We start from the raw sequence: 19,220 nt of genomic DNA, 5'->3' as shown, positions 1-19,220 counted from the left end.
AATCTAAATGGTGAAAACTTTACCAAAAGTTGATGTTGTAACGGTAGGGGTAGGATGGACAGGCGGTATTATTGCGGCAGAATGTACGAAAGCAGGCTTGAAAGTAGTGGGGCTAGAGCGTGGTCAAGAACGTGGAACTGAAGATTTTTCCATGGTGCATGACGAATATCGCTACGCCATTCGCTATGAATTGATGCAAAATCTATCCAAAGAAACCATCACATTCAGAAATAATCGAAAGATGCCAGCGTTACCGATGCGGCAGATGGGGTCCTTCTTACTCGGTGAAGGATTGGGTGGTTCAGGTACACACTGGAATGGACAAACTTGGAGATTCCTACCTTACGACTTCCAAATTAAAACAATGACAGAGAAAAAATATGGACCTAATAAATTATCCAATGATTATATTTTGCAAGACTGGGGACTTACCTATGATCAGCTAGAACCCTATTTCGATAAATTTGAGAAAACGGCAGGGATTTCAGGGGAAAATAACAATCCTCATTGGGGGGAAAGATCGTCTGACTATCCGACCCCGCCGATGAAAAAAACGCATATCTTGAAGAAGTTTGAATCAGCAGCAACTAAACTGGGCTACCATCCATTTATGATGCCTTCAGCGAATTTATCTGAGCCTTACACGAATCCAGATGGTGCCCAAATCAATGCATGTCAATATTGCGGCTTCTGCGAACGATTTGGCTGTGAGTATGGAGCGAAGACTTCACCGGAAGTTACGGTTGTTCCGACAGCAAGAAAAACTGGCAAATTCGATGTTCGTTTCCACGCCAACGTAGTTGAAGTCTTAAAGAGTGGAAACAAAGTGACAGGAGTTCGATATGTAGATACGTTGACTGGGGAAGAATTCATTCAGCCAGCGGAGGTAGTCGTATTAACAAGTTATGTGTTCAATAATACGAAGTTATTAATGGTATCCAAAATCGGCGAGCAATATAATCCCGATACTGGAAAAGGGACACTTGGCCGGAATTATTGTTATCAAATCCTTCCAGGAGCTACTGGATTCTTCGATGATCAATACAATACGTTCATGGGAGCTGGGGCATTAGGGATGGCGATTGATGATTTTAATGGTGATAGTTTCGATCATAGTAATCTGGACTTCATTCATGGCGGAAATATTTCCATCACACAAACAGGTTCCAGACCTATTGCCTCAAACGTAGCTCTACCTGACACTCCAACTTGGGGAGCAGAATTTAAAAAGCAATCAATCCATAATTTCACAAGAACCTTATCAGTGGGTGCTCAAGGGGCATCTATTTCACACAAAGAGAATTACTTGTCCCTAGATGGCACGTATAAAGATGCGTATGGTGTACCTTTATTGCAGCTTACGTACAACTTCACTAAGCAAGATATCGCGTTGCACAAATTCATTAGTGAAAAATCAGGAGAGATCATGAAGGAAATGGGCGCGAAAACAGTAGTTAATCGAGGTGCCATTGATCAATACGATATTGTCCCTTATCAAACGACGCATAACACGGGTGGTACGGTCATGAGTTTAACTCCTGAAGAAGGGGTAGTGAATAACTATCTGCAACATTGGGATGCCGAAAATCTATTTGTCGTCGGGGCAGGAAACTTTGCCCACAATGGTGGCTACAACCCAACAGGAACAGTCGGTGCTCTCGCGTACCGTGCCGCAGAAGGTGTCATCAAATACAGTAAAACGAGTGGATCACTCGTATAAAAAAGGAGGAATACCAATGGGTGGATTAGGATCAATAGGTGTACCAGGATTAATTATCATTCTTGTCATTGTACTCATCGTATTCGGACCAAAGAAATTACCTGAAATCGGTTCGGCAGTAGGGAAGACATTTTCGGAATTCAAAAAGTCGACCAGAGGTTTAATGGATGACGACGAACCAGTGAAAAAAGAAGAAAAGAAATCAGAAATCGTATAGAAGGTGTAATTTATGGACCCATACGAACATCACAACAAGAAAATAATCAGTCCACTGGACAAAAAATTGGAGGAAGAAGTAGGGGCGACAACTGAAATGATTGATACTGATGTAACTCCTGTCGGCGATGAAGGTACACTGGTAGATCATTTATCGGATTTGCGAAAACAAGTCATAAAAAGTGTTGCCGTTTTCCTATTTTTCTTCATTGTTGTCTTTTCCACGATTAATATGTGGTTCCCATACGTTACGAGAGGTAACGAGCTGATTGTACTCGGACCACTTGAAGTTGTAAAATTCTATATGTCCATTTCCAGTACACTTTCACTTGGTTTCTCATTGCCATTTATATTTCATTTTATATGGCAGTTTGTAAAACCAGGTCTGAACCATAATGAGAGCCGCTTTATCGGGTTGTATTCCCCGTTAATGCTGTTGCTTTTTCTAATGGGAATTGCATTCGGTTACTTTGTGGTGAATCCATTGAGTTATCAATTTTTAATTAACATCGGTGAAGTGAACTTCGAAGTAATGGTATCGGCAAGTGAATACATCCACTTCCTGCTCATGACAACAGTTCCACTCGGTTTTTTATTCGAGTTGCCGATCATCGCCATGTTCCTGTCTACGATTGGCATTTTGACTTCGGAAAATATGAAAAACGTCCGAAAATGGTCGTATATCATTTTGGGCGTTGTGTCGGCACTTATGACCCCACCTGACTTTGTTAGTCAACTGTTGGTGCTCATTCCGATGATCTTGCTATATGAAATCAGTATTTTGGTTGTCACGAAACTGGAACGCAAACAACTTTTAGCCATCTCCCAAGAGTAGGGAGATGGTTTTTTGTTTGAAGAGTATAAAAATTTCGGAAAAAAGGATGACATCCCACGTTGCATTGTGTAATATCTACTATTAAAACGATAGGGAGATATTGTAAGATGAAATTTAAAATGTTTCTGAATCCTCAAGATTTTGAGGACAAAGCTAAGCCGTTTTTAACGGAAAATGAAGATGTATATAGTTTGTTTTACGGAGTGTTGCAAGGAATCAAAGCTGGGCGTTATGAAAATCCGTTCATGGCTACAGTGGAAGTGGACGATCAAATCGTGGCTCTTTTTCAAATGACACCACCTCATCCTCTAAATCTAATTGTGATGGATGAAACAAAAATGGAAGACATTATGACTTTTGCAGCGAAAGAAATTTTCAAAAGAGAAATCCCTGTACCGTCGGCTGTCGGAGTGAAGCACGTCGTAAACGCTTTTTCTGAAAAATGGCAGGAGCTGACGGAAAGTAGAGCAAGGGTGTTAATGGATCAAGGTCTGTACCGACTGGATAAAGTAGATCAATCCCTAGATAAAAGTTCGGGTTCGTGGCGTTATGCGAGGAAGGACGAAGCGCCGCTACTTGCAAAGTGGTTTAAAGCTTTTGAACAAGATACGGGACTTAAAAATACGCCAATCGAAGCCATCAATGAACGTGTGAAGCAATTTTTGGATGATAAAGAAGTATTCTTCTGGGAAGACAATGGAAAAGTTGTATCGATGATGAAAAAAGCGCGGCCTTCAGATCGAGGTGTTACCGTATCATTCGTCTTTACCCCTCATGAGGAACGAAAAAAAGGATATGCGCGGACGATGGTGGCTGCAGGAAGTGAAGAGCTGCTCAAAACTTATGACTTCTGTGTACTTTATACAGATATGCTGAACCCAACTTCAAACAAAATCTATCAAGAGATAGGCTATCGTAAAATTGCAGATTCCATACACGTAGAATTTGTACATGAAGAAGGGCTCTGATATGGAAGTTAGTGAATTGAAAGCATGGTGTGCGGGACATCCAGGAGCAAAGTTTGATTACCAAAAGGACTGGAATGCAGAGCGTTATTTAGTAGGCGGTAAAATGTTTGCCATGTTTGGACATGATAAGTCGGGGACGCCGATCCTGTCGGTGAAATGTGAACCACACCGTGCGGACATGCTTCGTGAAGAATATGAAGATATCAAACCGGGATACTATATGAACAAGACTCATTGGAATTCGCTTGCGCTAAACGGGTCTTTACCCGACGCCATTTTCAAAGAATGTATTACGCATTCATATGAATTGGTATTTAAGGGATTGACGAAAAAGCTGCAAAACGAGGTGACTGGTCAATGAACTGTGATTCTGCCACATCATTACAGGAGCTTAAGAGTCCCCACATAAAGGCGTACGTAAATTAATTTACGTACGTTCTTTGTTAAAATAAAAATTTTACTAATTTATGTCACCATTACATTAGTTAAAGAAGAATCATTCAGCATATGTTTTTCATCTTTTAGACTTATTTTCTTTATACTGTTTCAATTCTGAAAGTAAGTCAGATTGAATTTCTTTTAATATCACTTCTGTAGAGACATTCAAAGGATTAACTATCTTAATTTTTTGGGAGACTATTCTGAAAAGCGATTCTTTAGTTAGTTTTCTCATATTCATCACCTCCTGATTAATAATGAAACTTGTTTGAAAAAGTTTATAAAACAATAGTCACACGTTTTTATGGGATATAAAAATAATTCCCTTATACGGGAATGTTGGGGTGTTTAGTTGGAGCTATATGGGGAAGTATTTCGTGAAATTAGAATAAGCAGAGGGTTAACTATTGAGGATTTAGCGGATCAATACGTTTCTAAATCAACTATTTCAAGGTTTGAAAGGTTGGAATCTGATATAACCTTGGAAAAATTACTTCACCTCTTGAATAAAATAAAAGTCTCATTGCGTGAATTTGTTTTCCTTTCATCACAAAAAACAAATATCCCTTCATCGCTGGAATTCTTATCTAAGGCAGTAATTGAAAATAATCCTACAATGCTTAAAGGGTTTGTAGATGAAGAGTGGTTAATATACGAGAAGACTTCGAGTATTTATTCGAAGCTAACTGCTATTGTTCTAGAATCTCATTACAAAAGCTTATTGGGGGAGGAAGTTGGTTTTGATGATAACGTAGCTTTTTTGACAGACTATTTTTTTCAATGCGATGTATGGACACAATTTGATGTGGTCCTGTTCGCAGATTCGATCTCTTACCTACCAATTGAAACATCAATTGTGCTTTCAAAAGAAATAATGAGAAAAACTCAGATTTTTCATAAAGATCGTCAGAGTTTTGAAACACTCATTAATACACTTGAGAATATTATTTTAGTTTGTTTAGAAAATAATCGAATAAATGAGGCTAACGAATTTATAAAGATAATAGATCAGTTAGAGATAGATGAAACATATTTATTGGAAAAAGTAATTATGAAATTCATAAAAGGTGTTTATTTGTTCAAAACTGGAAATGAAACCAAGGGTAGAAAAAATATTGAAGAATCTTTACTGGCAATGCATTTGGCAGAAGCTTTTCAATTTGAGAAAATTTTTCAGGAATATGCTCAAAAATTACTTTAATAAAGGACAGATAAATGGCATGGTTTAGTAAGTGATTTCGAAATGGACAAAATTGCGCGTCAATTGAAAAGTGTTATGGTATAATTTTTTTACTAAGTATGAAGGGATGACGGGTGACTGATGGATTTCTAATCTGATTTCGATGCAAATGAACATTTTTGCAAAACGGAAATTGGATTCGTCTGCCCATTTATCCCTTCATCGCCACTCTTTTCGTATAGAAAGAGCTTTTTTGTGATGACTATAAATGACCAGTGAATCCTTCCGTATTAAAACGGAGGATTTTTTTATTGCTCCGATATTGGGGGATTTTAGATGACATTACTTGGGAAATTACAAAACTTATCGATTCAATTTGGAATGAAGACGATTGTGAAAGATGTGACAATGGATATCCACTCTGGAGGCTGCATCGGAATTGTCGGTGCAAATGGTGAAGGAAAATCAACGCTACTGTCTGTATTAGCGAATGAAATGGAGCCTAGTAAAGGTTTCATTCAGTGGTATGGTGGCATTCCTTCGATGCATTATTTTAAGCAACAAGTAACTGAAGTACAAGAACTCTCTCTTGCTCAAAAGAGTGGATTACCAAAATGGCATATCCCAAAAGGTCGCGCATATGAATTAATGAGTGGTGGAGAACAAATGAAACAAAGATTGGTGGAAGCTTTTTCGAACAAGGTTCAATTATTGCTTTTAGATGAACCGACGAATCATTTGGACCAACAGAGCCTACAAGAATTAATCGTACAAGTTAAGCGATATAAGGGAACAGTTCTGGTCGTTTCACATGATCGGCATTTCCTGGATGAAGTGGCTGATTCGATTTGGGAGATAGAACATCAAGGTGTCAAAGCATATGAAGGGAATTATTCGGTTTTTCGCCATCATAAAGAAGAACAAAGAAAAGCGCAGGCTCACCTGTATGAGGTGCAACAGAAGAAAATTGCCCGGATTGATGAACAGATTTCTGAACTTCAAAATTGGTCTGCAAAAGCGCATTCACAATCGACGAAGCAAGAGGGATTTAAAGAATATCATCGGGTAAAAGCAAAGAGAATGGATTCTCAGGTCCGTTCAAAACGCAAGCGGCTTGAGGGAGAAAAAGCAAAAGCAGAACTCAATCGACCGACAGAAGAGAAAAAAGTATCTTTTTCAATAGAAGCAAACCGTAAGCAAGGAAACCGCGTGATTGAATCCAGGTGCGTTACTAAGACTTTCGGAAGTCACACACTTTGGAAAGATGCTTCATTTACCATTAAGCAAGGAGAAAGAGTGGCACTCGTAGGTCCGAATGGATGTGGAAAGACAACGTGGTTACGAATGCTTATGGAAGAAGAGCCATACGAAGGAGAACTGTGGAAAACAAATGCAAAGCGTATAGGCTACTTGCGACAATCCATAGATGATTTACCAGAAGAAAAGTCACCGGATGAATGGTTTGCTCCTCGTGATTTTGATTCGCGTGGATTGATTCAAACATTGATGACAAACTTGGGGTTCGGGAAAGAACATTGGCACTTGCCGATTGGCTTGATGAGTATGGGAGAGAGATTGAAATTGAAATTGATGGCGTTCATGCTCGAACAAAAAGATGTATTGCTGCTAGATGAACCGACCAATCACTTGGATTTACCTTCTCGCGAACAGCTTGAACAAACTTTGGAGATGTATTCGGGAACCATCATCTTTGTGACGCATGATCGATACTTTCTTGAGAAAATCGCTACCAAGCTGTTGGTCTTTGAAAAAGGAAGTATGAAGAAAATCGACATGAGTTATAAAGAATGGCAAAATCGCCAAGTAGAAACAGCACAACAGCAACAACTATTAATGCTTGAGACTGAGCGACAGGCAATCCTAGGAGAAATCAGTTTTATACCAAAACACGATGTGAGATATGATGCGCTTGACCAACGTTTCAATGAATTAACTGTTCAAATCAAGGCTTTAAAGGAGTAAGCTGCGTCCACTCGGTTAAACTAATCGAGTGGATGTGTTTTTTTGAAAATAAGCATAGGGAAATGTGCATACTTCCTATTACAAACGGGTAAAAGAAAAAGGATATACATACTGAAGCTTAAAAGGGGCTGAGGCTGTGATTAGATTTGATAAAGTTACGAAAAGGTTTGCGGATGGAACGGAAGCATTGAAAGAAATTTCATTAATCATCCCGACTGGTATGTTAACGGTTATTATTGGTCCCAGCGGATGTGGTAAAACCACATTGATGAAAATGATTAATCGGTTGGAAACACCGACCTCAGGCGACATATTAATCGATGAAAAATCAATTAAAGAACGTGATGAAGTGGAACTTAGACGTTCGATAGGCTATGTCATTCAGCGCATCGGCTTATTCCCGCATATGACAATTGCTAAAAATGCTGCCCTTGTCCCAACTTTAAAGGGATGGACTGCAGAAAAAACCCAAACACGCGTAAGTGAACTGATGGATATTGTCGGACTGGATCCGGATACATATTTAAATCGTTTTCCTCTTGAATTAAGTGGTGGCCAGCAACAACGTGTAGGTGTAGTACGTGCACTTGCTGGAGACCCTAACATTATCTTAATGGACGAACCATTCAGTGCGCTTGATCCAATTAGTCGCGAACAACTTCAAGACGAATTGCGCAATCTTCAGGAAAATATACAAAAAACCATTGTCTTTGTTACACATGATATGGATGAAGCATTGAAAATTGCCGACCATATGATTGTTCTGCGTGCTGGAAAAGTAGAACAAACAGGATCTCCTCAAGAACTAATAAACGAACCTGCCAATGAGTTCGTGCGCAATTTTATCGGAGAAGAGCGTATTAATCGAAAACGTTCATTTGGCAAATGGAAGATGAGCGAGTTATCACCGTACTACATGCAATCTAAAATAGGCGAACAAATTGTGTCTATAAACTCTTCAGAAGAAGTGGAACAAGCCATTGCCTTGTTAGAGCAGCCTCATACAGATGTCTTGGCTGTATATAAGGATGAAGAATTTGTCGGTTACATGGACCAATCTGCATTGTTGAAAGCCGTACTTGCAAAGGAAGTAGGTGCTTCTTCTAATGAATGATTTCTTAGAGACCCTCCAAAGTCGCTCTGACCTGATTCAGCAAGCCTTTCTTGAACACATCTATTTATCTTTCGTGGCACTGGCAATAGGTATTGCGATTGCTTTGCCACTTGGGATATTGATTGCGCGCTATCGGAAATACGCGGAACCGGTAATCGGCATCACCGCAATATTTCAAACGATACCAAGTTTAGCGCTATTCGGTTTCCTAGTACCTCTTATCGGAATTGGTTCAAAAACAGCTCTCATTGCACTTATTATTTATGCGCTGTTGCCGATTCTCCGTAACACCTATACAGGGTTAACCAGTGTGGACTCTTCAATTATTGAAGCGGGTCGAGGGATGGGGATGACACGGACCCAAATATTGAAACAAATTGAATTCCCTCTTGCTTTGCCATTTATTATGGCTGGTATCAGAACGGCAACCGTCCTGACAGTCGGAATCGCAACGCTTGCTACTTTTGTGGGTGCCGGCGGACTAGGTGATGTGATTTATAGAGGTTTGCAATCGTATAATAATTCGCTAGTCCTTGCAGGTGCACTACCTGTAGCACTTCTAGCTATCAGCTTTGATTTATTACTGAAGTGGGTTGAAAAGAAGGCAACACCAAAAGGAATGAAAACACGCTAGGAGGAAAATACATGAAAAAAAGGTTAGCAGGATTAGCACTATTTGCATCAGTTGCTTTAGTAGGTTGTGGCTCTTCAAATAATGCAGGCGGCGATGCTAGTGAACCAATAGTAATAAGTGGGAAACAATTTACAGAGCAATTCATTTTACCCCAGATATTAGGTCAGTATGTTGAATCTAAAACAGATTATGAAGTGGAATATAAAGAAGGACTAGGCGAGGTCGCAATCTTAACACCGGCGATTGAAAAAGGTGATATCGATGTCTATGTAGAATATACGGGCACAGGTTTGCAATCCGTATTGGAAGAAAAGCTGGAGCAAGGCGAAAGCTCCGACAGTATTCTGGACCGTGTTCGTAAAGGATACGAAGAAAAATTCGGTGTCACATGGTTGGAACCACTAGGCTTTGAAAATACGTACACGTTAGCTTATGGCAAAGATAAACCGTATAATGCTGAAACATACTCGGACTTGGTTGAAGCATCCAAAAAAGAAGATATCGTGTTCGGTGCACCCCATGCTTTTTATGAGCGTCCAGGTGATGGTTACGATGCTATGCTGAAAGTCTATCCATTTGAATTTTCAGGAGAAGAAAGTCTGGATCCAAACGTAATGTATGAAGCGGTTAAACAAGGTGACGTTGACGTTATTACGGCATTTACTACAGACGGCCGTATCGAACGATTTGACTTAGCGATTACTACAGATGATAAAGGCTTCTTCCCAAAATATGATGCAGCACCACTTGTTCGTGAGGAAACTTTAAAAACGTATCCAGAACTTGAAGAGGTGCTAAACGAGTTGGCAGGGAAGATTTCTTTGGAAGATATGCAAAAAATGAATGCACGTGTCGATATTGACGGTGAAAAAGCAGAAGATGTAGCACGTGACTTCTTAATTGAAAAAGGTTTGATTAAGAAATAACAAATGGACATAAAACAAAAAGCACAACTCGGTAAGAGATGTGCTTTTTGATCTTTACATAGTACTTGGAGTAGTGCCTTGTTTTTGTTGAACGAATGGCCATAATACGTCGGCCCAAATTTTATATCCTCGATCGTTCGGGTGAATGCCATCCTTTAATGTGGATGGAAGTGTGATGTTTTTTGATGACATATGGTACAGCATGGCGCCATGTGTATCAAAATAATTCCATCCTTGTTTTTTGATATAGTCAGCCGTTTCCTCAACATAATCGGTAAACTTCAGTCCAAACTGATTGAGTGTTGGCCCGAATTTATTTTCGGTGCATGGGTTTGGAGATAGAAAAACGATGCGAGCTTCCGGTAATGCATCAGAATACAACTTGTACAAGGAATTCAAAGAAGCGAAAGTGTCGTCCAGTGAAACATTCTTGTTGTGATTATTGATTACTGATGTCTCTATGAATAAAACATCAGGCAGCTCTTGTAAAATTGGAGCAGTAACATGGTCTTCCAGTAACCTGACCGAAGTATAGCCTGAGTGACCGTGATTCGAAATGGTGAGATCTCTTAAAGCTGGATTCGTATTTCGAAGATTCGCTTCGATTCGACCACGCCATGTTTTGGATTGATGGGAAGATCCGGATCCGCGTGTGACACTACTGCCAGTAATGGCCATTTTGGCTTGTCCTGACATCATGGAACGAAAAACTAAATAGTCAGCCAGTGATTGATTCGGATTATATTTTGGATCGTATGTTTGAATGTCTGTTGGTTTTGCGCTAACTTCATCGTGCTTTGTATCCGTTCTTGTATAAAAGAAGAGGAGTGCGCCCGCTGCAACCCAAATTAACCACTTCCATTTGTTCATGCGGTCAACTCCTTATTAGCTTGTTTAAATAATATAATATTCAGTTAACTATACTTCAATAGGAAAATAGATGGATGTAGGCAGGATTTAGACTGATTTAGATGGTATTGGATACTTAATTGCGTTTTTCTTCATTTTTTCACGGGCGGCAACCAGTAAATCTTCACCAATAACATCTGAGAACTGAAGCAAGTATATGAAGACATCCGCCATCTCATCGACAATTGCTTGTTTATCATGAGCAATGGCTTCTTCGGCTGAACGCCATTGAAAACATTCCAATAGTTCACTGGCTTCAAGTGAAATGGAAATTGCCAGACTGCGTGCATCGTGATTTCCACCCCATCCACGTTCGTCTCTAAATTGATTAATTTCTTTTATCATATCTTTCACAATTATCATCCCCGTTTCATTAAAATTCGATGTATTGATTAAATATTTTTTGCTCCCTTTTCGGGGAGGAACTGGCGTAGCGAATAGCTAATGCGGCAAACAAAACGAGTGGAAATAAGTATGGTTTAATATAGTCTATATCAATAGAAAGGGGCATGTACATGAATTTCCATCCTATTTCATCCGACTTTTTTCAGCAAGGTACAATTAATCTCGCGAAAAATCTTATTGGTCAATATATCGTCCATCAACATCCATCAGGATTAATGGTTGCCAAAATAATTGAAACGGAAGCGTACATGGGTCCTGAAGATCGCGCAGCACATAGTTTCGGAAATCGCCGAACGAAAAGAACAGAAGTTATGTTTGGTGAAGCTGGTCTTGTCTATACATATCAAATGCACACACATACATTGATGAATATTGTAAGCGGACCTGTCGGTAAACCAGAGGCGGTGTTATTGCGCGCTGGTGAACCTATTGAAGGACTTGATCTAATGCAGCAATTCAGGGGGACAACCCCAATGAAAAATTGGACGAACGGACCTGGAAAGCTTGCAAAAGCACTTGGAGTGGGCATGAGTTATTATGGACACCATTGGGCTGAAGAACCTCTTTTCATTTCACCGGGACCTGGTTGCAAGGAGCTGGAAATCGGTCCTCGTGTAGGAATTCAGAATTCAGGTGAAGCGGTACATTATCCATATCGCTTTTCGGAAAAAGCACATCCTATGGTTTCAAAATACCGATAACAATGTTTAATGGGATATTTTAGTGGAATACTAAATAAGAACAAACTTTAAGGAGTGATTTGGAAATGGCGAAGATTGCAACATTAATCACGAATATGTTTGAAGACGTTGAATATATGGATCCCTCGAGAGCATTTAACGAAGCGGGACATGAGGTTTTTACAATTGAAAAAGAAGCAGGCAAAGAAGTGAAGGGTAAACAAGGGGAAGCGATGGTGAAAATCGATCACGGAATCGATGATGTAAAGCCGGAAGACTTTGATGCTCTATTCCTCCCAGGTGGATTTTCACCGGACCTATTGCGTGAGGACGATCGTTTTGTGGCATTTGCAAAATCATTCATGGATGCTAAAAAACCAGTCTTTGCAATTTGTCACGGACCACAGTTACTCATCACAGCAAAAACTTTGGAAGGTCGAGATGCCACAGGTTATAAGTCGATCGCTCAAGATATGTTGTATGCGGGAGCAAAATATGTGGATAAAGAAGTAGTTGTTTGCCAAAACCAATTGGTCACGAGCCGACAACCTGATGATATTCCTGCCTTTAACCGTGAATCATTGAAATTACTAGAACAAATATAATCGGAAAATGTCTCGCATTAGCGAGGCATTTTTTTATATTATATTAGTAAGAAGGCAAGACTAATCTTTAAAGAGTCAGTGTCCCGTATTGGATTGATCCATTTTCTTCAAACTAATCTTAAGTTTATCTTCCAAATAGGATACTGTAATAGAAACAACAAGTTCATGAGGTGAAAGGTATGAAAGACAGCAATGAATCACACAGGGCAAGAATAAATGAAGTGTTTGACTATTTGCATACACATCCCGAAGTAAGTTGGAAAGAAGTTGGAACAACTGCTTACTTGAAAAAAATAATCGAACAAGAAGGATTTACCGTTCAAACATTCGACGAATGCACTGGCCTTGTCGTTGAAGTAGGAGAAGGGGATACATGTATAGCGATTCGCACAGACATGGACGCACTATGGCAAGAAGTCAATGGCGTGTTCAAAGCAAATCACTCATGCGGACATGACGCACACATGACAATCAGTGTCGGAACTCTGCTTGCGATGAAAGAAATAGGATTTCCCGAAGGCATCCGGTTAAAGTGGATTTTTCAGCCAGCTGAAGAAAAAGGTCAGGGAGCATTGAAACTATTGAGTCTTGGTGTTTTGGACAATGTTGATTATTTGTATGGAGTCCATCTCAGGCCCATTCAGGAAATACCCGATGGTACGGCATCAGCGGCAGTCTGTCATGGCGCTGCAAGTCTAATAAGAGGCACCATACAAGGGGAGGATGCCCATGCAGCAAGACCTCATCTTGGGAAGAATGCTATTGAGGTAGGGGCTGCTATTATTCAGGGCTTGCAAGCACTAAGAATGGATCCACTCATCCCAAGTTCAGTGAAAATGACCAAACTACAAGCTGGAAGCGAGACAGGCAATATAATCCCGGGAAAAGCATCCTTTACACTAGATTTACGGGCTCAAACAAATGATGCCATGCGTACTCTTCGAACAAAGGTATGTGAAGTGATTGAAAGTGTGGCATCCATCTATCATGTAAACATCCAATATAATGTACATGAAGGTTTGGTAGCGGCAATTGTGAATGAAGACGCGTATCATTTAATGGAAGAGGCAATTATTAACGTAATTGGTGAAGAAAACTTACAACCCCGAATTGAAACTCCTGGTGGTGAAGATTTTCATTTTTATTCCTTATACAAACCAAATTTAAAAGCTACGATGTTAGGTCTCGGCTGTGATTTGTCCCCAGGACTTCATCACCCGAACATGACATTCAATCACAACAGCATACATACAGGAATCGCAATACTAACCCAAACCATCCTAAATACAATTAAATCAATTTCTAAAAAATAAGATTGCCTCGGCAATCATCAGATTGATGAAAAACAACAAAAGAATGAATATAACTGCATACTATTGAAATAAAGTGCATTGCAAGAAAATGTTAATTTCTTTGTGACGAGTAACCGCAGGTGTTTTAACCATCTCCACTCTAATCAACAGAAACCACTTCTGTCAGTGTTTCTCTTCAAAATATTTAAAGAGGAAAGTGGTCGGCTATTTCTGAAGACTCCTGCGGAAAAACGGAACAAGCAAGACCCCACAGGGGCAGCTGTCAGAGACAGCTGAGCCGAGGAGGCTTGCGTTTCGTCCGCGGAAAGCGAAAGAAATAGCCGACCACCTTCTTTTTTGATTGAATGCAAAAATAATAACCTGGAGATTGCCTCGGCAATCTTTTTTGTTTTGTAGCCAGTTCATTCGTTTTCTTATTTCGTGGTTGCATTCATAAGAGAATGCTTATATAATCTAATTGTTATTAACAGATAAGGAGATGCTTATGGATTATATAGCACTTGAGCAGTATTTAAAGGGCATTGGTGATCAAAATCGTCTAAGAATCTTGACTTATCTCATGCATGAATCATTATGTGTTTGTGAATTAACAGAACTGCTTGAAATGACGCAGCCGGCAATCAGTCAGCATATGCGAAAACTAAAAGATGCAGGGATTGTGAGTGAAGAAAAACGTGGACGTTGGACGATCTGGTCTTTAAATGTTCGTCATCCTCAATATCCAGTATTGATTCATTTACTCAGTTTACTTCCTGCACCTGGCCGTACAGTGGAGGATTTAATTAAAGAAGGCAAAAAAGTCATGTGTGATGCATAAGTGGAGGTTTTAAAATGGATTTATGGTTAGCAAGTATTGTTTTTATTGTGACATTAATTTTTGTCATCTGGCAGCCGAAAGGATTATCAATCGGATGGTCGGCAATGGCGGGAGCGGCAATCGCACTTCTTGTTGGTGTCGTTAACTTTCAAGATGTCATTGATGTAACGGGGATTGTATGGAATGCAACATTGACGTTCATTGCGTTAATAATCATTTCATTGATATTGGACGAAATTGGTTTCTTCGAATGGGCTGCACTTCATATGGCCCGTTTTGCAAAAGGAAGCGGTATTCGTATGTTTTTGCTCGTTACACTTCTTGGTGCAGCTGTAGCAGCTTTATTTGCAAATGATGGTGCAGCTTTGATTCTAACACCGATTGTATTAGCAATGGTGCGAGCTCTTGATTTCAAAGAGAAAATGATTTTACCGTTCATTATGGCTTCTGGATTTATTGCCGATACGACCTCACTGCCATTTGTCATCAGTAACTTAGTAAATATCGTATCAGCTGATTTCTTTGGCATCGGTTTTATCGAATATGCTTCTAGAATGTTTGTGCCAAACTTATTCAGTGTGGCGGCAAGTATGCTTGTCTTGTATTTATTTTTTGGCAAATCAATACCGAAGCACTTTGATGAAAAAATGTTGAAAGAACCAAAACAAGCATTGAAAGATATTCGGATGTTCCATGTTTCATGGTATGTACTCGGTGTATTGCTGATTGGCTATTTCTTAAGTGAATCATTAAATATTCCTGTCTCTGTTATTGCAGCAGCAGTGGCAATGATTTTCTTATTTATTGCTCGCAAAAGCAAGGCAGTACACACACGAAATGTCATCAAAGGAGCTCCTTGGGCGATTGTCTTCTTCTCGATAGGGATGTACGTGGTAGTCTACGGTCTGAGGAATGTAGGCTTGACCTCAGTATTGACTGGTTTAATTGAATGGACGGCAAGCCACGGTTTATATACAGCCACGATTGGGATGGGCTTCATAGCCGCAATCCTATCTTCAATTATGAACAATATGCCGACGGTTATGATTGATGCACTTGCTATTGCGGATACGAATACATCTGGCGTAATGAGGGAAGCACTGATTTATGCAAATGTCATTGGGTCTGATTTAGGTCCGAAAATGACACCGATTGGTTCCCTTGCAACATTATTGTGGTTGCATGTCTTAAGTCAAAAAGGCGTGAAGATCTCATGGGGCTATTATTTTAAAGTAGGGGTAATTTTAACCGTACCTACACTTTTCATTACTTTAACAGGTCTATATTTATGGTTAACAATAATTCACTAAAAAAGGAATGATCATTATGGAAAAGAAAATATTTTACTTTTTATGTACAGGTAATTCATGCCGTTCACAAATGGCAGAAGCTTTTGGTCACAAGTACTTAAGCGACAAGTATGAAGTATATTCTGCTGGTATTGAAGCACATGGTCTTAATCCGAATGCTATTAAAGCAATGGATGAAATCGGCATCGATATTCGCAATCAAACATCAGATATTATCGACTCAGAGCTTTTAAATAAAGCGGACTTTGTCGTTACTCTATGTGGTGATGCCAACGATAAGTGTCCTATGACACCACCTCATGTGACACGCTGGCACTGGGGCTTTGATGATCCTGCACGCGCTGAAGGAACGGAAGAAGAAAAATGGGCAGTGTTCCAACGCGTTCGTGATGAAATTGGGGCACGAATCGAAGAGTTTTCAAAAACAGGAAAATAACAAAAAAGACATCGTGGGATTATAAATCCTCCACGATGTCTCTTTTTATATTATTTTCCCCATATAAAACTCATTTACATACTTACCATCAATGAATAGGGAATTTAGACGAGTACCTTCAATGCTATAGCCCATTTTCTTATAAAGCGCCAGGGCGGGTTCATTCTTTTCAACCACTGTCAATTCCAGGCGTGAGATCCCAACTTCATGTGCCCAAGTCTCCACTTTTTTCATTAAAGACGTTCCGACGTTTTGACCATAATATGCTTGTCGTACACCAATTACGAGCGAAGCACGGTGATCAGCCCGGGGAGCGGGGCCAGCTGTCATGGCGATGAATCCAGCGAATTCTCCATTTAGGATGCCAACAAACATACCAGACTTCTCCGATTTTTTCCAATCGCCTATGCGTTTACGAATGGATTGAACCGTCATTTTTCTTTCATCCTTACCAAATAACATAAAATCCGATTCTGCATCAATATCCTGGTGAAGATGGATGATTGACCGTGCATCATCCAAGTCTACAGGACGTATGATTAAGATATTTTCAGGTTTGTCTGCAGAAGAAAGATCGCAATCTATGGCTTCCGTTATTTTAACAAAAGTGACGGATCTACCTAACTCAATCTCTTTTACTGTATAATCTGAGTCAATCCATGCTAGGAAATGAGAAGCAGGAGGTTTCGTTTTTTTCCACCAGCTACTATTTAAATAAGCTGCGTTTGGTAGCTGTTGTCCAACTATATTTTCAATTGCTGTATATGTAAGGGTGATTTCACTTTGTGCAGCTTCTGCAAAAAAAGTTGCTAGAGGGATATACTTTTTCTCCAATTTCTTTACCATAATTGACCTCTTTTCTGTATCAAAAGAAATGTATCTAAATTAGTATAATAATATCACTTATAGTCTATGTAATCACTACTATATCACTAAATTAAGAAAATATTGGGTATTTTATGTAAAAAAATGAAAAAAAATTTAAAAAATGATTTAAAATCTTAAATAACAAAGGAACTAAAGTCCTAAGAAATGAGGAGTAGGTATGATAAGAAAACTAATTGAAGCGGATCGTCAAATAACAATGAATTTCGTAGGGCAAAAGCCTGCGGAAAATGTCTTTATTATTGGAGATATTGAAGGTCATGGATTTCATTCAAGCATCCAGACGCTTTGGGGTGACTTTAATGACAAAGGAGATTTAAGAGGCGTTTTATTAAAATACGATAAAAATTTTATTGTGTATGCACCGGCTAATTATGATGCAAAAGGATTTGCCGATATCATTAATAAAGATGCATCATTCAGTTACCTATCGGGAATTGAAGAAATGGTAAACCAGCTGGCTCCATACATAAAAGCCCAACCTAAAAAACCACGCGTTCTCTATTATGCAAAATGTGAGACGGTGGAATATCTACCTGCAATTCCAGAGGACGTCCACTTGGAAAAAGCTCAAGCGGATGATGCAGGAGCGATCATTGCACAAATGAAAGCAATACCGCAATTTTCAGAAGGCAATTACAGCGTGGAGAATAAACGGGAATCACTGGAAAAAGGCTTGGCCAGAGCCTATCTAATCAAAGAAAATGGAATCATCGTAAGTTCAGCTTCCAGCACTGCAGAAAATAGTCAATCTGCCATGATTGTAGGAGTTGGAACTTTACCTGATTATCAGAAAAAAGGGCTTGCTACATACTGCATGTCCAAGCTTTGCCGGGAATTGCTTGAAGAGAACAAAATGTTGTGTCTGTTTTATGACAACCCTGCTGCAGGTGCAATCTATAAGCGAATCGGCTTCGTTGATATCGGAAAATGGTGCATGTGGACATATTAAAATTCACGAATCTGTTGAACCGAAGAAGGATACGGTGGTTTAATAGAAGAAAGAGATTGCCAGAGGAGTTTGAATCTTAATGCTTCACAATAAAACTTACATCGTTTCTCCGGAAGCACCATGGGTAACATTTGTTCACGGCGCAGGAGGAAGTTCTTCCATATGGTATAAACAAATACGTGAATTCAGAAAAGCGCACAATGTTTTATTAATTGATCTTAGAGGTCATGGTAAATCAGCCCGAGGTCGTTGGAAAAAAGGCGATTCGTTTTCACATATTGCTGACGAAGTAAAACATGTGCTGGATGAATTGAAAATAAAAGAAACACATGTGATTGGCATGTCACTTGGGACAATCGTTGCCCAAACAATGGCTGAACGTTTTCCTGAAAGAATCTCTTCGCTGATTTTAGGAGGAGCTGTCATCCGTCTTGATATCCGTACGAAGCTTTTATTATGGACTGGACGTGTAACGAAACGTTTCATCCCATATATGCTGTTGTATAAACTATTTGCTTGGATTATTATGCCAAAGAAAAGACATGAAGAATCCCGTCTGGTTTTCGTCAACCAAGCGAAGAAAATGTGTCAAAAAGAATTTATCAAATGGTTTTCATTAACTAAGTTAATCAATCCTTATTTAACGAGGCTTCAAATGAAAACGAATGCCATTCCAACTTTGTTTTTAATGGGCGATGAGGATTATTTGTTTATGCCGCCTGTTGAAGAATTGGTGAGACGTAATGAGGAATTTAAACTGATCAAGATAAAAGACTCAGGTCATGTTTGTAATATTGATCAACCGGATCGGTTCAATCAACTGTCGATTGATTTCATTTCTAGCATACAAAAAAACAAAGCTATCACCGCAATCGGGTGATAGCTTTTGTTGTT

Annotated in this window: 22 protein-coding genes; 18 read left to right on the top strand and 4 right to left on the bottom strand. The window is 39.4% G+C overall.

Going from position 1 to position 19,220, the window contains the following annotated elements; all coding sequences use genetic code 11:
• Nucleotides 1–7: 7 nt before the first annotated feature.
• The 5 genes from M9R32_RS06320 (at nucleotide 8) to M9R32_RS06300 (ending at nucleotide 4,100) form a co-directional block, all read left to right on the top strand.
• Nucleotides 8–1,720: a GMC family oxidoreductase gene (locus tag M9R32_RS06320; protein ID WP_269925886.1), complete on the top strand. Its 1,713-nt coding sequence runs from the start codon at nucleotides 8–10 to the stop codon at nucleotides 1,718–1,720.
• Between the two features lie 16 nt (nucleotides 1,721–1,736).
• The gene (gene tatA / locus M9R32_RS06315; protein ID WP_269925885.1) at nucleotides 1,737–1,937 is read left to right on the top strand and encodes a twin-arginine translocase TatA/TatE family subunit; all 201 of its coding nucleotides are present in this window, start codon (nucleotides 1,737–1,739) and stop codon (nucleotides 1,935–1,937) included.
• 12 nt (nucleotides 1,938–1,949) lie between these two features.
• Nucleotides 1,950–2,771 (top strand): twin-arginine translocase subunit TatC, encoded by an 822-nt coding sequence (tatC, locus tag M9R32_RS06310; protein WP_269925884.1) that lies wholly within the window; start codon nucleotides 1,950–1,952, stop codon nucleotides 2,769–2,771.
• Between the two features lie 107 nt (nucleotides 2,772–2,878).
• Nucleotides 2,879–3,739 carry a GNAT family N-acetyltransferase gene (locus M9R32_RS06305; protein WP_269925883.1) on the top strand — a complete coding sequence of 287 codons (861 nt, stop codon included), beginning with the start codon at nucleotides 2,879–2,881 and terminating at the stop codon, nucleotides 3,737–3,739.
• 1 nt (nucleotide 3,740) lies between these two features.
• Complete coding sequence (locus M9R32_RS06300) at nucleotides 3,741–4,100, top strand: MmcQ/YjbR family DNA-binding protein (protein ID WP_269925882.1); 360 nt, start codon at nucleotides 3,741–3,743, stop codon at nucleotides 4,098–4,100.
• 153 nt (nucleotides 4,101–4,253) lie between these two features.
• Here the strand turns inward: M9R32_RS06300 and M9R32_RS06295 are convergent, their stop codons facing one another.
• Nucleotides 4,254–4,412 (bottom strand): hypothetical protein, encoded by a 159-nt coding sequence (locus M9R32_RS06295; RefSeq protein ID WP_269925881.1) that lies wholly within the window; start codon nucleotides 4,410–4,412, stop codon nucleotides 4,254–4,256.
• A gap of 117 nt (nucleotides 4,413–4,529) precedes the next feature.
• Here M9R32_RS06295 and M9R32_RS06290 point away from each other — a divergent pair, with 117 nt between their 5' ends.
• The 5 genes from M9R32_RS06290 (at nucleotide 4,530) to M9R32_RS06270 (ending at nucleotide 10,014) form a co-directional block, all read left to right on the top strand.
• Nucleotides 4,530–5,378 carry a helix-turn-helix domain-containing protein gene (locus M9R32_RS06290; RefSeq protein WP_269925880.1) on the top strand — a complete coding sequence of 283 codons (849 nt, stop codon included), beginning with the start codon at nucleotides 4,530–4,532 and terminating at the stop codon, nucleotides 5,376–5,378.
• A 315-nt stretch (nucleotides 5,379–5,693) separates the two neighbouring features.
• Complete coding sequence (gene abc-f / locus M9R32_RS06285) at nucleotides 5,694–7,340, top strand: ribosomal protection-like ABC-F family protein (protein ID WP_269925879.1); 1,647 nt, start codon at nucleotides 5,694–5,696, stop codon at nucleotides 7,338–7,340.
• 136 nt (nucleotides 7,341–7,476) lie between these two features.
• A complete protein-coding gene (locus M9R32_RS06280) occupies nucleotides 7,477–8,454 on the top strand; it encodes an ABC transporter ATP-binding protein (RefSeq protein ID WP_269925878.1) in 978 nt (325 codons plus the stop codon).
• Nucleotides 8,447–9,088, top strand: coding sequence for an ABC transporter permease (locus M9R32_RS06275; RefSeq protein WP_269925877.1), 642 nt, complete (start codon nucleotides 8,447–8,449; stop codon nucleotides 9,086–9,088). The genes M9R32_RS06280 and M9R32_RS06275 overlap by 8 nt, the downstream gene beginning before the upstream one ends.
• Nucleotides 9,089–9,099: 11 nt before the next feature.
• The gene (locus tag M9R32_RS06270) at nucleotides 9,100–10,014 is read left to right on the top strand and encodes an ABC transporter substrate-binding protein (protein ID WP_269925876.1); all 915 of its coding nucleotides are present in this window, start codon (nucleotides 9,100–9,102) and stop codon (nucleotides 10,012–10,014) included.
• Nucleotides 10,015–10,068: 54 nt separating this feature from the next.
• Here the strand turns inward: M9R32_RS06270 and M9R32_RS06265 are convergent, their stop codons facing one another.
• Nucleotides 10,069–10,884, bottom strand: coding sequence for an SGNH/GDSL hydrolase family protein (locus M9R32_RS06265; protein ID WP_269925875.1), 816 nt, complete (start codon nucleotides 10,882–10,884; stop codon nucleotides 10,069–10,071).
• 87 nt (nucleotides 10,885–10,971) lie between these two features.
• Complete coding sequence (locus M9R32_RS06260) at nucleotides 10,972–11,277, bottom strand: nucleotide pyrophosphohydrolase (protein WP_269925874.1); 306 nt, start codon at nucleotides 11,275–11,277, stop codon at nucleotides 10,972–10,974.
• A gap of 161 nt (nucleotides 11,278–11,438) precedes the next feature.
• Here M9R32_RS06260 and M9R32_RS06255 point away from each other — a divergent pair, with 161 nt between their 5' ends.
• The 6 genes from M9R32_RS06255 to arsC all read left to right on the top strand — a co-directional run bounded on the left by M9R32_RS06255 (nucleotide 11,439) and on the right by arsC (nucleotide 16,489).
• Nucleotides 11,439–12,029: a DNA-3-methyladenine glycosylase gene (locus M9R32_RS06255; RefSeq protein WP_269925873.1), complete on the top strand. Its 591-nt coding sequence runs from the start codon at nucleotides 11,439–11,441 to the stop codon at nucleotides 12,027–12,029.
• Nucleotides 12,030–12,094: 65 nt separating this feature from the next.
• Complete coding sequence (locus M9R32_RS06250) at nucleotides 12,095–12,613, top strand: type 1 glutamine amidotransferase domain-containing protein (protein ID WP_269925872.1); 519 nt, start codon at nucleotides 12,095–12,097, stop codon at nucleotides 12,611–12,613.
• A gap of 179 nt (nucleotides 12,614–12,792) precedes the next feature.
• Nucleotides 12,793–13,926 (top strand): M20 peptidase aminoacylase family protein, encoded by a 1,134-nt coding sequence (locus M9R32_RS06245; protein WP_269925871.1) that lies wholly within the window; start codon nucleotides 12,793–12,795, stop codon nucleotides 13,924–13,926.
• Between the two features lie 484 nt (nucleotides 13,927–14,410).
• Nucleotides 14,411–14,743, top strand: coding sequence for an ArsR/SmtB family transcription factor (locus M9R32_RS06240; protein WP_269925870.1), 333 nt, complete (start codon nucleotides 14,411–14,413; stop codon nucleotides 14,741–14,743).
• A gap of 14 nt (nucleotides 14,744–14,757) precedes the next feature.
• Nucleotides 14,758–16,053, top strand: coding sequence for an arsenic transporter (locus M9R32_RS06235; RefSeq protein WP_269925869.1), 1,296 nt, complete (start codon nucleotides 14,758–14,760; stop codon nucleotides 16,051–16,053).
• Nucleotides 16,054–16,069: 16 nt separating this feature from the next.
• On the top strand, nucleotides 16,070–16,489 hold the full coding sequence (gene arsC, locus M9R32_RS06230; RefSeq protein WP_269925868.1) for an arsenate reductase (thioredoxin): 420 nt from the start codon (nucleotides 16,070–16,072) through the stop codon (nucleotides 16,487–16,489).
• A 45-nt stretch (nucleotides 16,490–16,534) separates the two neighbouring features.
• On the opposite strand, the gene M9R32_RS06225 is transcribed toward arsC, so the two are convergent.
• The gene (locus M9R32_RS06225; protein WP_269925867.1) at nucleotides 16,535–17,335 is read right to left on the bottom strand and encodes a GNAT family N-acetyltransferase; all 801 of its coding nucleotides are present in this window, start codon (nucleotides 17,333–17,335) and stop codon (nucleotides 16,535–16,537) included.
• A gap of 199 nt (nucleotides 17,336–17,534) precedes the next feature.
• Here M9R32_RS06225 and M9R32_RS06220 point away from each other — a divergent pair, with 199 nt between their 5' ends.
• Both M9R32_RS06220 and M9R32_RS06215 read left to right on the top strand, forming a co-directional pair.
• Nucleotides 17,535–18,326 carry a GNAT family N-acetyltransferase gene (locus tag M9R32_RS06220; RefSeq protein WP_269925866.1) on the top strand — a complete coding sequence of 264 codons (792 nt, stop codon included), beginning with the start codon at nucleotides 17,535–17,537 and terminating at the stop codon, nucleotides 18,324–18,326.
• A 79-nt stretch (nucleotides 18,327–18,405) separates the two neighbouring features.
• A complete protein-coding gene (locus M9R32_RS06215) occupies nucleotides 18,406–19,206 on the top strand; it encodes an alpha/beta fold hydrolase (RefSeq protein WP_269925865.1) in 801 nt (266 codons plus the stop codon).
• Nucleotides 19,207–19,220 lie beyond the last annotated feature (14 nt).

The sequence above is a fragment of the Paenisporosarcina quisquiliarum genome, from assembly GCF_027563315.1.
GTDB lineage: Bacteria > Bacillota > Bacilli > Bacillales_A > Planococcaceae > Paenisporosarcina > Paenisporosarcina quisquiliarum.
This window is presented reverse-complemented; position numbering and strand designations above follow the sequence as displayed.

Bases quoted from the DNA above. Each gene is read 5' to 3' on its own strand.
- M9R32_RS06320 (WP_269925886.1), top strand. From the start codon at position 8: ATGGTGAAAACTTTACCAAAAGTTGATGTTGTAACGGTAGGGGTAGGA.
- tatA (WP_269925885.1), top strand. From the start codon at position 1,737: ATGGGTGGATTAGGATCAATAGGTGTACCAGGATTAATTATCATTCTT.
- tatC (WP_269925884.1), top strand. From the start codon at position 1,950: ATGGACCCATACGAACATCACAACAAGAAAATAATCAGTCCACTGGAC.
- M9R32_RS06305 (WP_269925883.1), top strand. From the start codon at position 2,879: ATGAAATTTAAAATGTTTCTGAATCCTCAAGATTTTGAGGACAAAGCT.
- M9R32_RS06300 (WP_269925882.1), top strand. From the start codon at position 3,741: ATGGAAGTTAGTGAATTGAAAGCATGGTGTGCGGGACATCCAGGAGCA.
- M9R32_RS06295 (WP_269925881.1), bottom strand. From the start codon at position 4,412: ATGAGAAAACTAACTAAAGAATCGCTTTTCAGAATAGTCTCCCAAAAA.
- abc-f (WP_269925879.1), top strand. From the start codon at position 5,694: ATGACATTACTTGGGAAATTACAAAACTTATCGATTCAATTTGGAATG.
- M9R32_RS06275 (WP_269925877.1), top strand. From the start codon at position 8,447: ATGAATGATTTCTTAGAGACCCTCCAAAGTCGCTCTGACCTGATTCAG.
- M9R32_RS06270 (WP_269925876.1), top strand. From the start codon at position 9,100: ATGAAAAAAAGGTTAGCAGGATTAGCACTATTTGCATCAGTTGCTTTA.
- M9R32_RS06265 (WP_269925875.1), bottom strand. From the start codon at position 10,884: ATGAACAAATGGAAGTGGTTAATTTGGGTTGCAGCGGGCGCACTCCTC.
- M9R32_RS06255 (WP_269925873.1), top strand. From the start codon at position 11,439: ATGAATTTCCATCCTATTTCATCCGACTTTTTTCAGCAAGGTACAATT.
- M9R32_RS06250 (WP_269925872.1), top strand. From the start codon at position 12,095: ATGGCGAAGATTGCAACATTAATCACGAATATGTTTGAAGACGTTGAA.
- M9R32_RS06245 (WP_269925871.1), top strand. From the start codon at position 12,793: ATGAAAGACAGCAATGAATCACACAGGGCAAGAATAAATGAAGTGTTT.
- M9R32_RS06240 (WP_269925870.1), top strand. From the start codon at position 14,411: ATGGATTATATAGCACTTGAGCAGTATTTAAAGGGCATTGGTGATCAA.
- M9R32_RS06235 (WP_269925869.1), top strand. From the start codon at position 14,758: ATGGATTTATGGTTAGCAAGTATTGTTTTTATTGTGACATTAATTTTT.
- arsC (WP_269925868.1), top strand. From the start codon at position 16,070: ATGGAAAAGAAAATATTTTACTTTTTATGTACAGGTAATTCATGCCGT.
- M9R32_RS06225 (WP_269925867.1), bottom strand. From the start codon at position 17,335: ATGGTAAAGAAATTGGAGAAAAAGTATATCCCTCTAGCAACTTTTTTT.
- M9R32_RS06220 (WP_269925866.1), top strand. From the start codon at position 17,535: ATGATAAGAAAACTAATTGAAGCGGATCGTCAAATAACAATGAATTTC.
- M9R32_RS06215 (WP_269925865.1), top strand. From the start codon at position 18,406: ATGCTTCACAATAAAACTTACATCGTTTCTCCGGAAGCACCATGGGTA.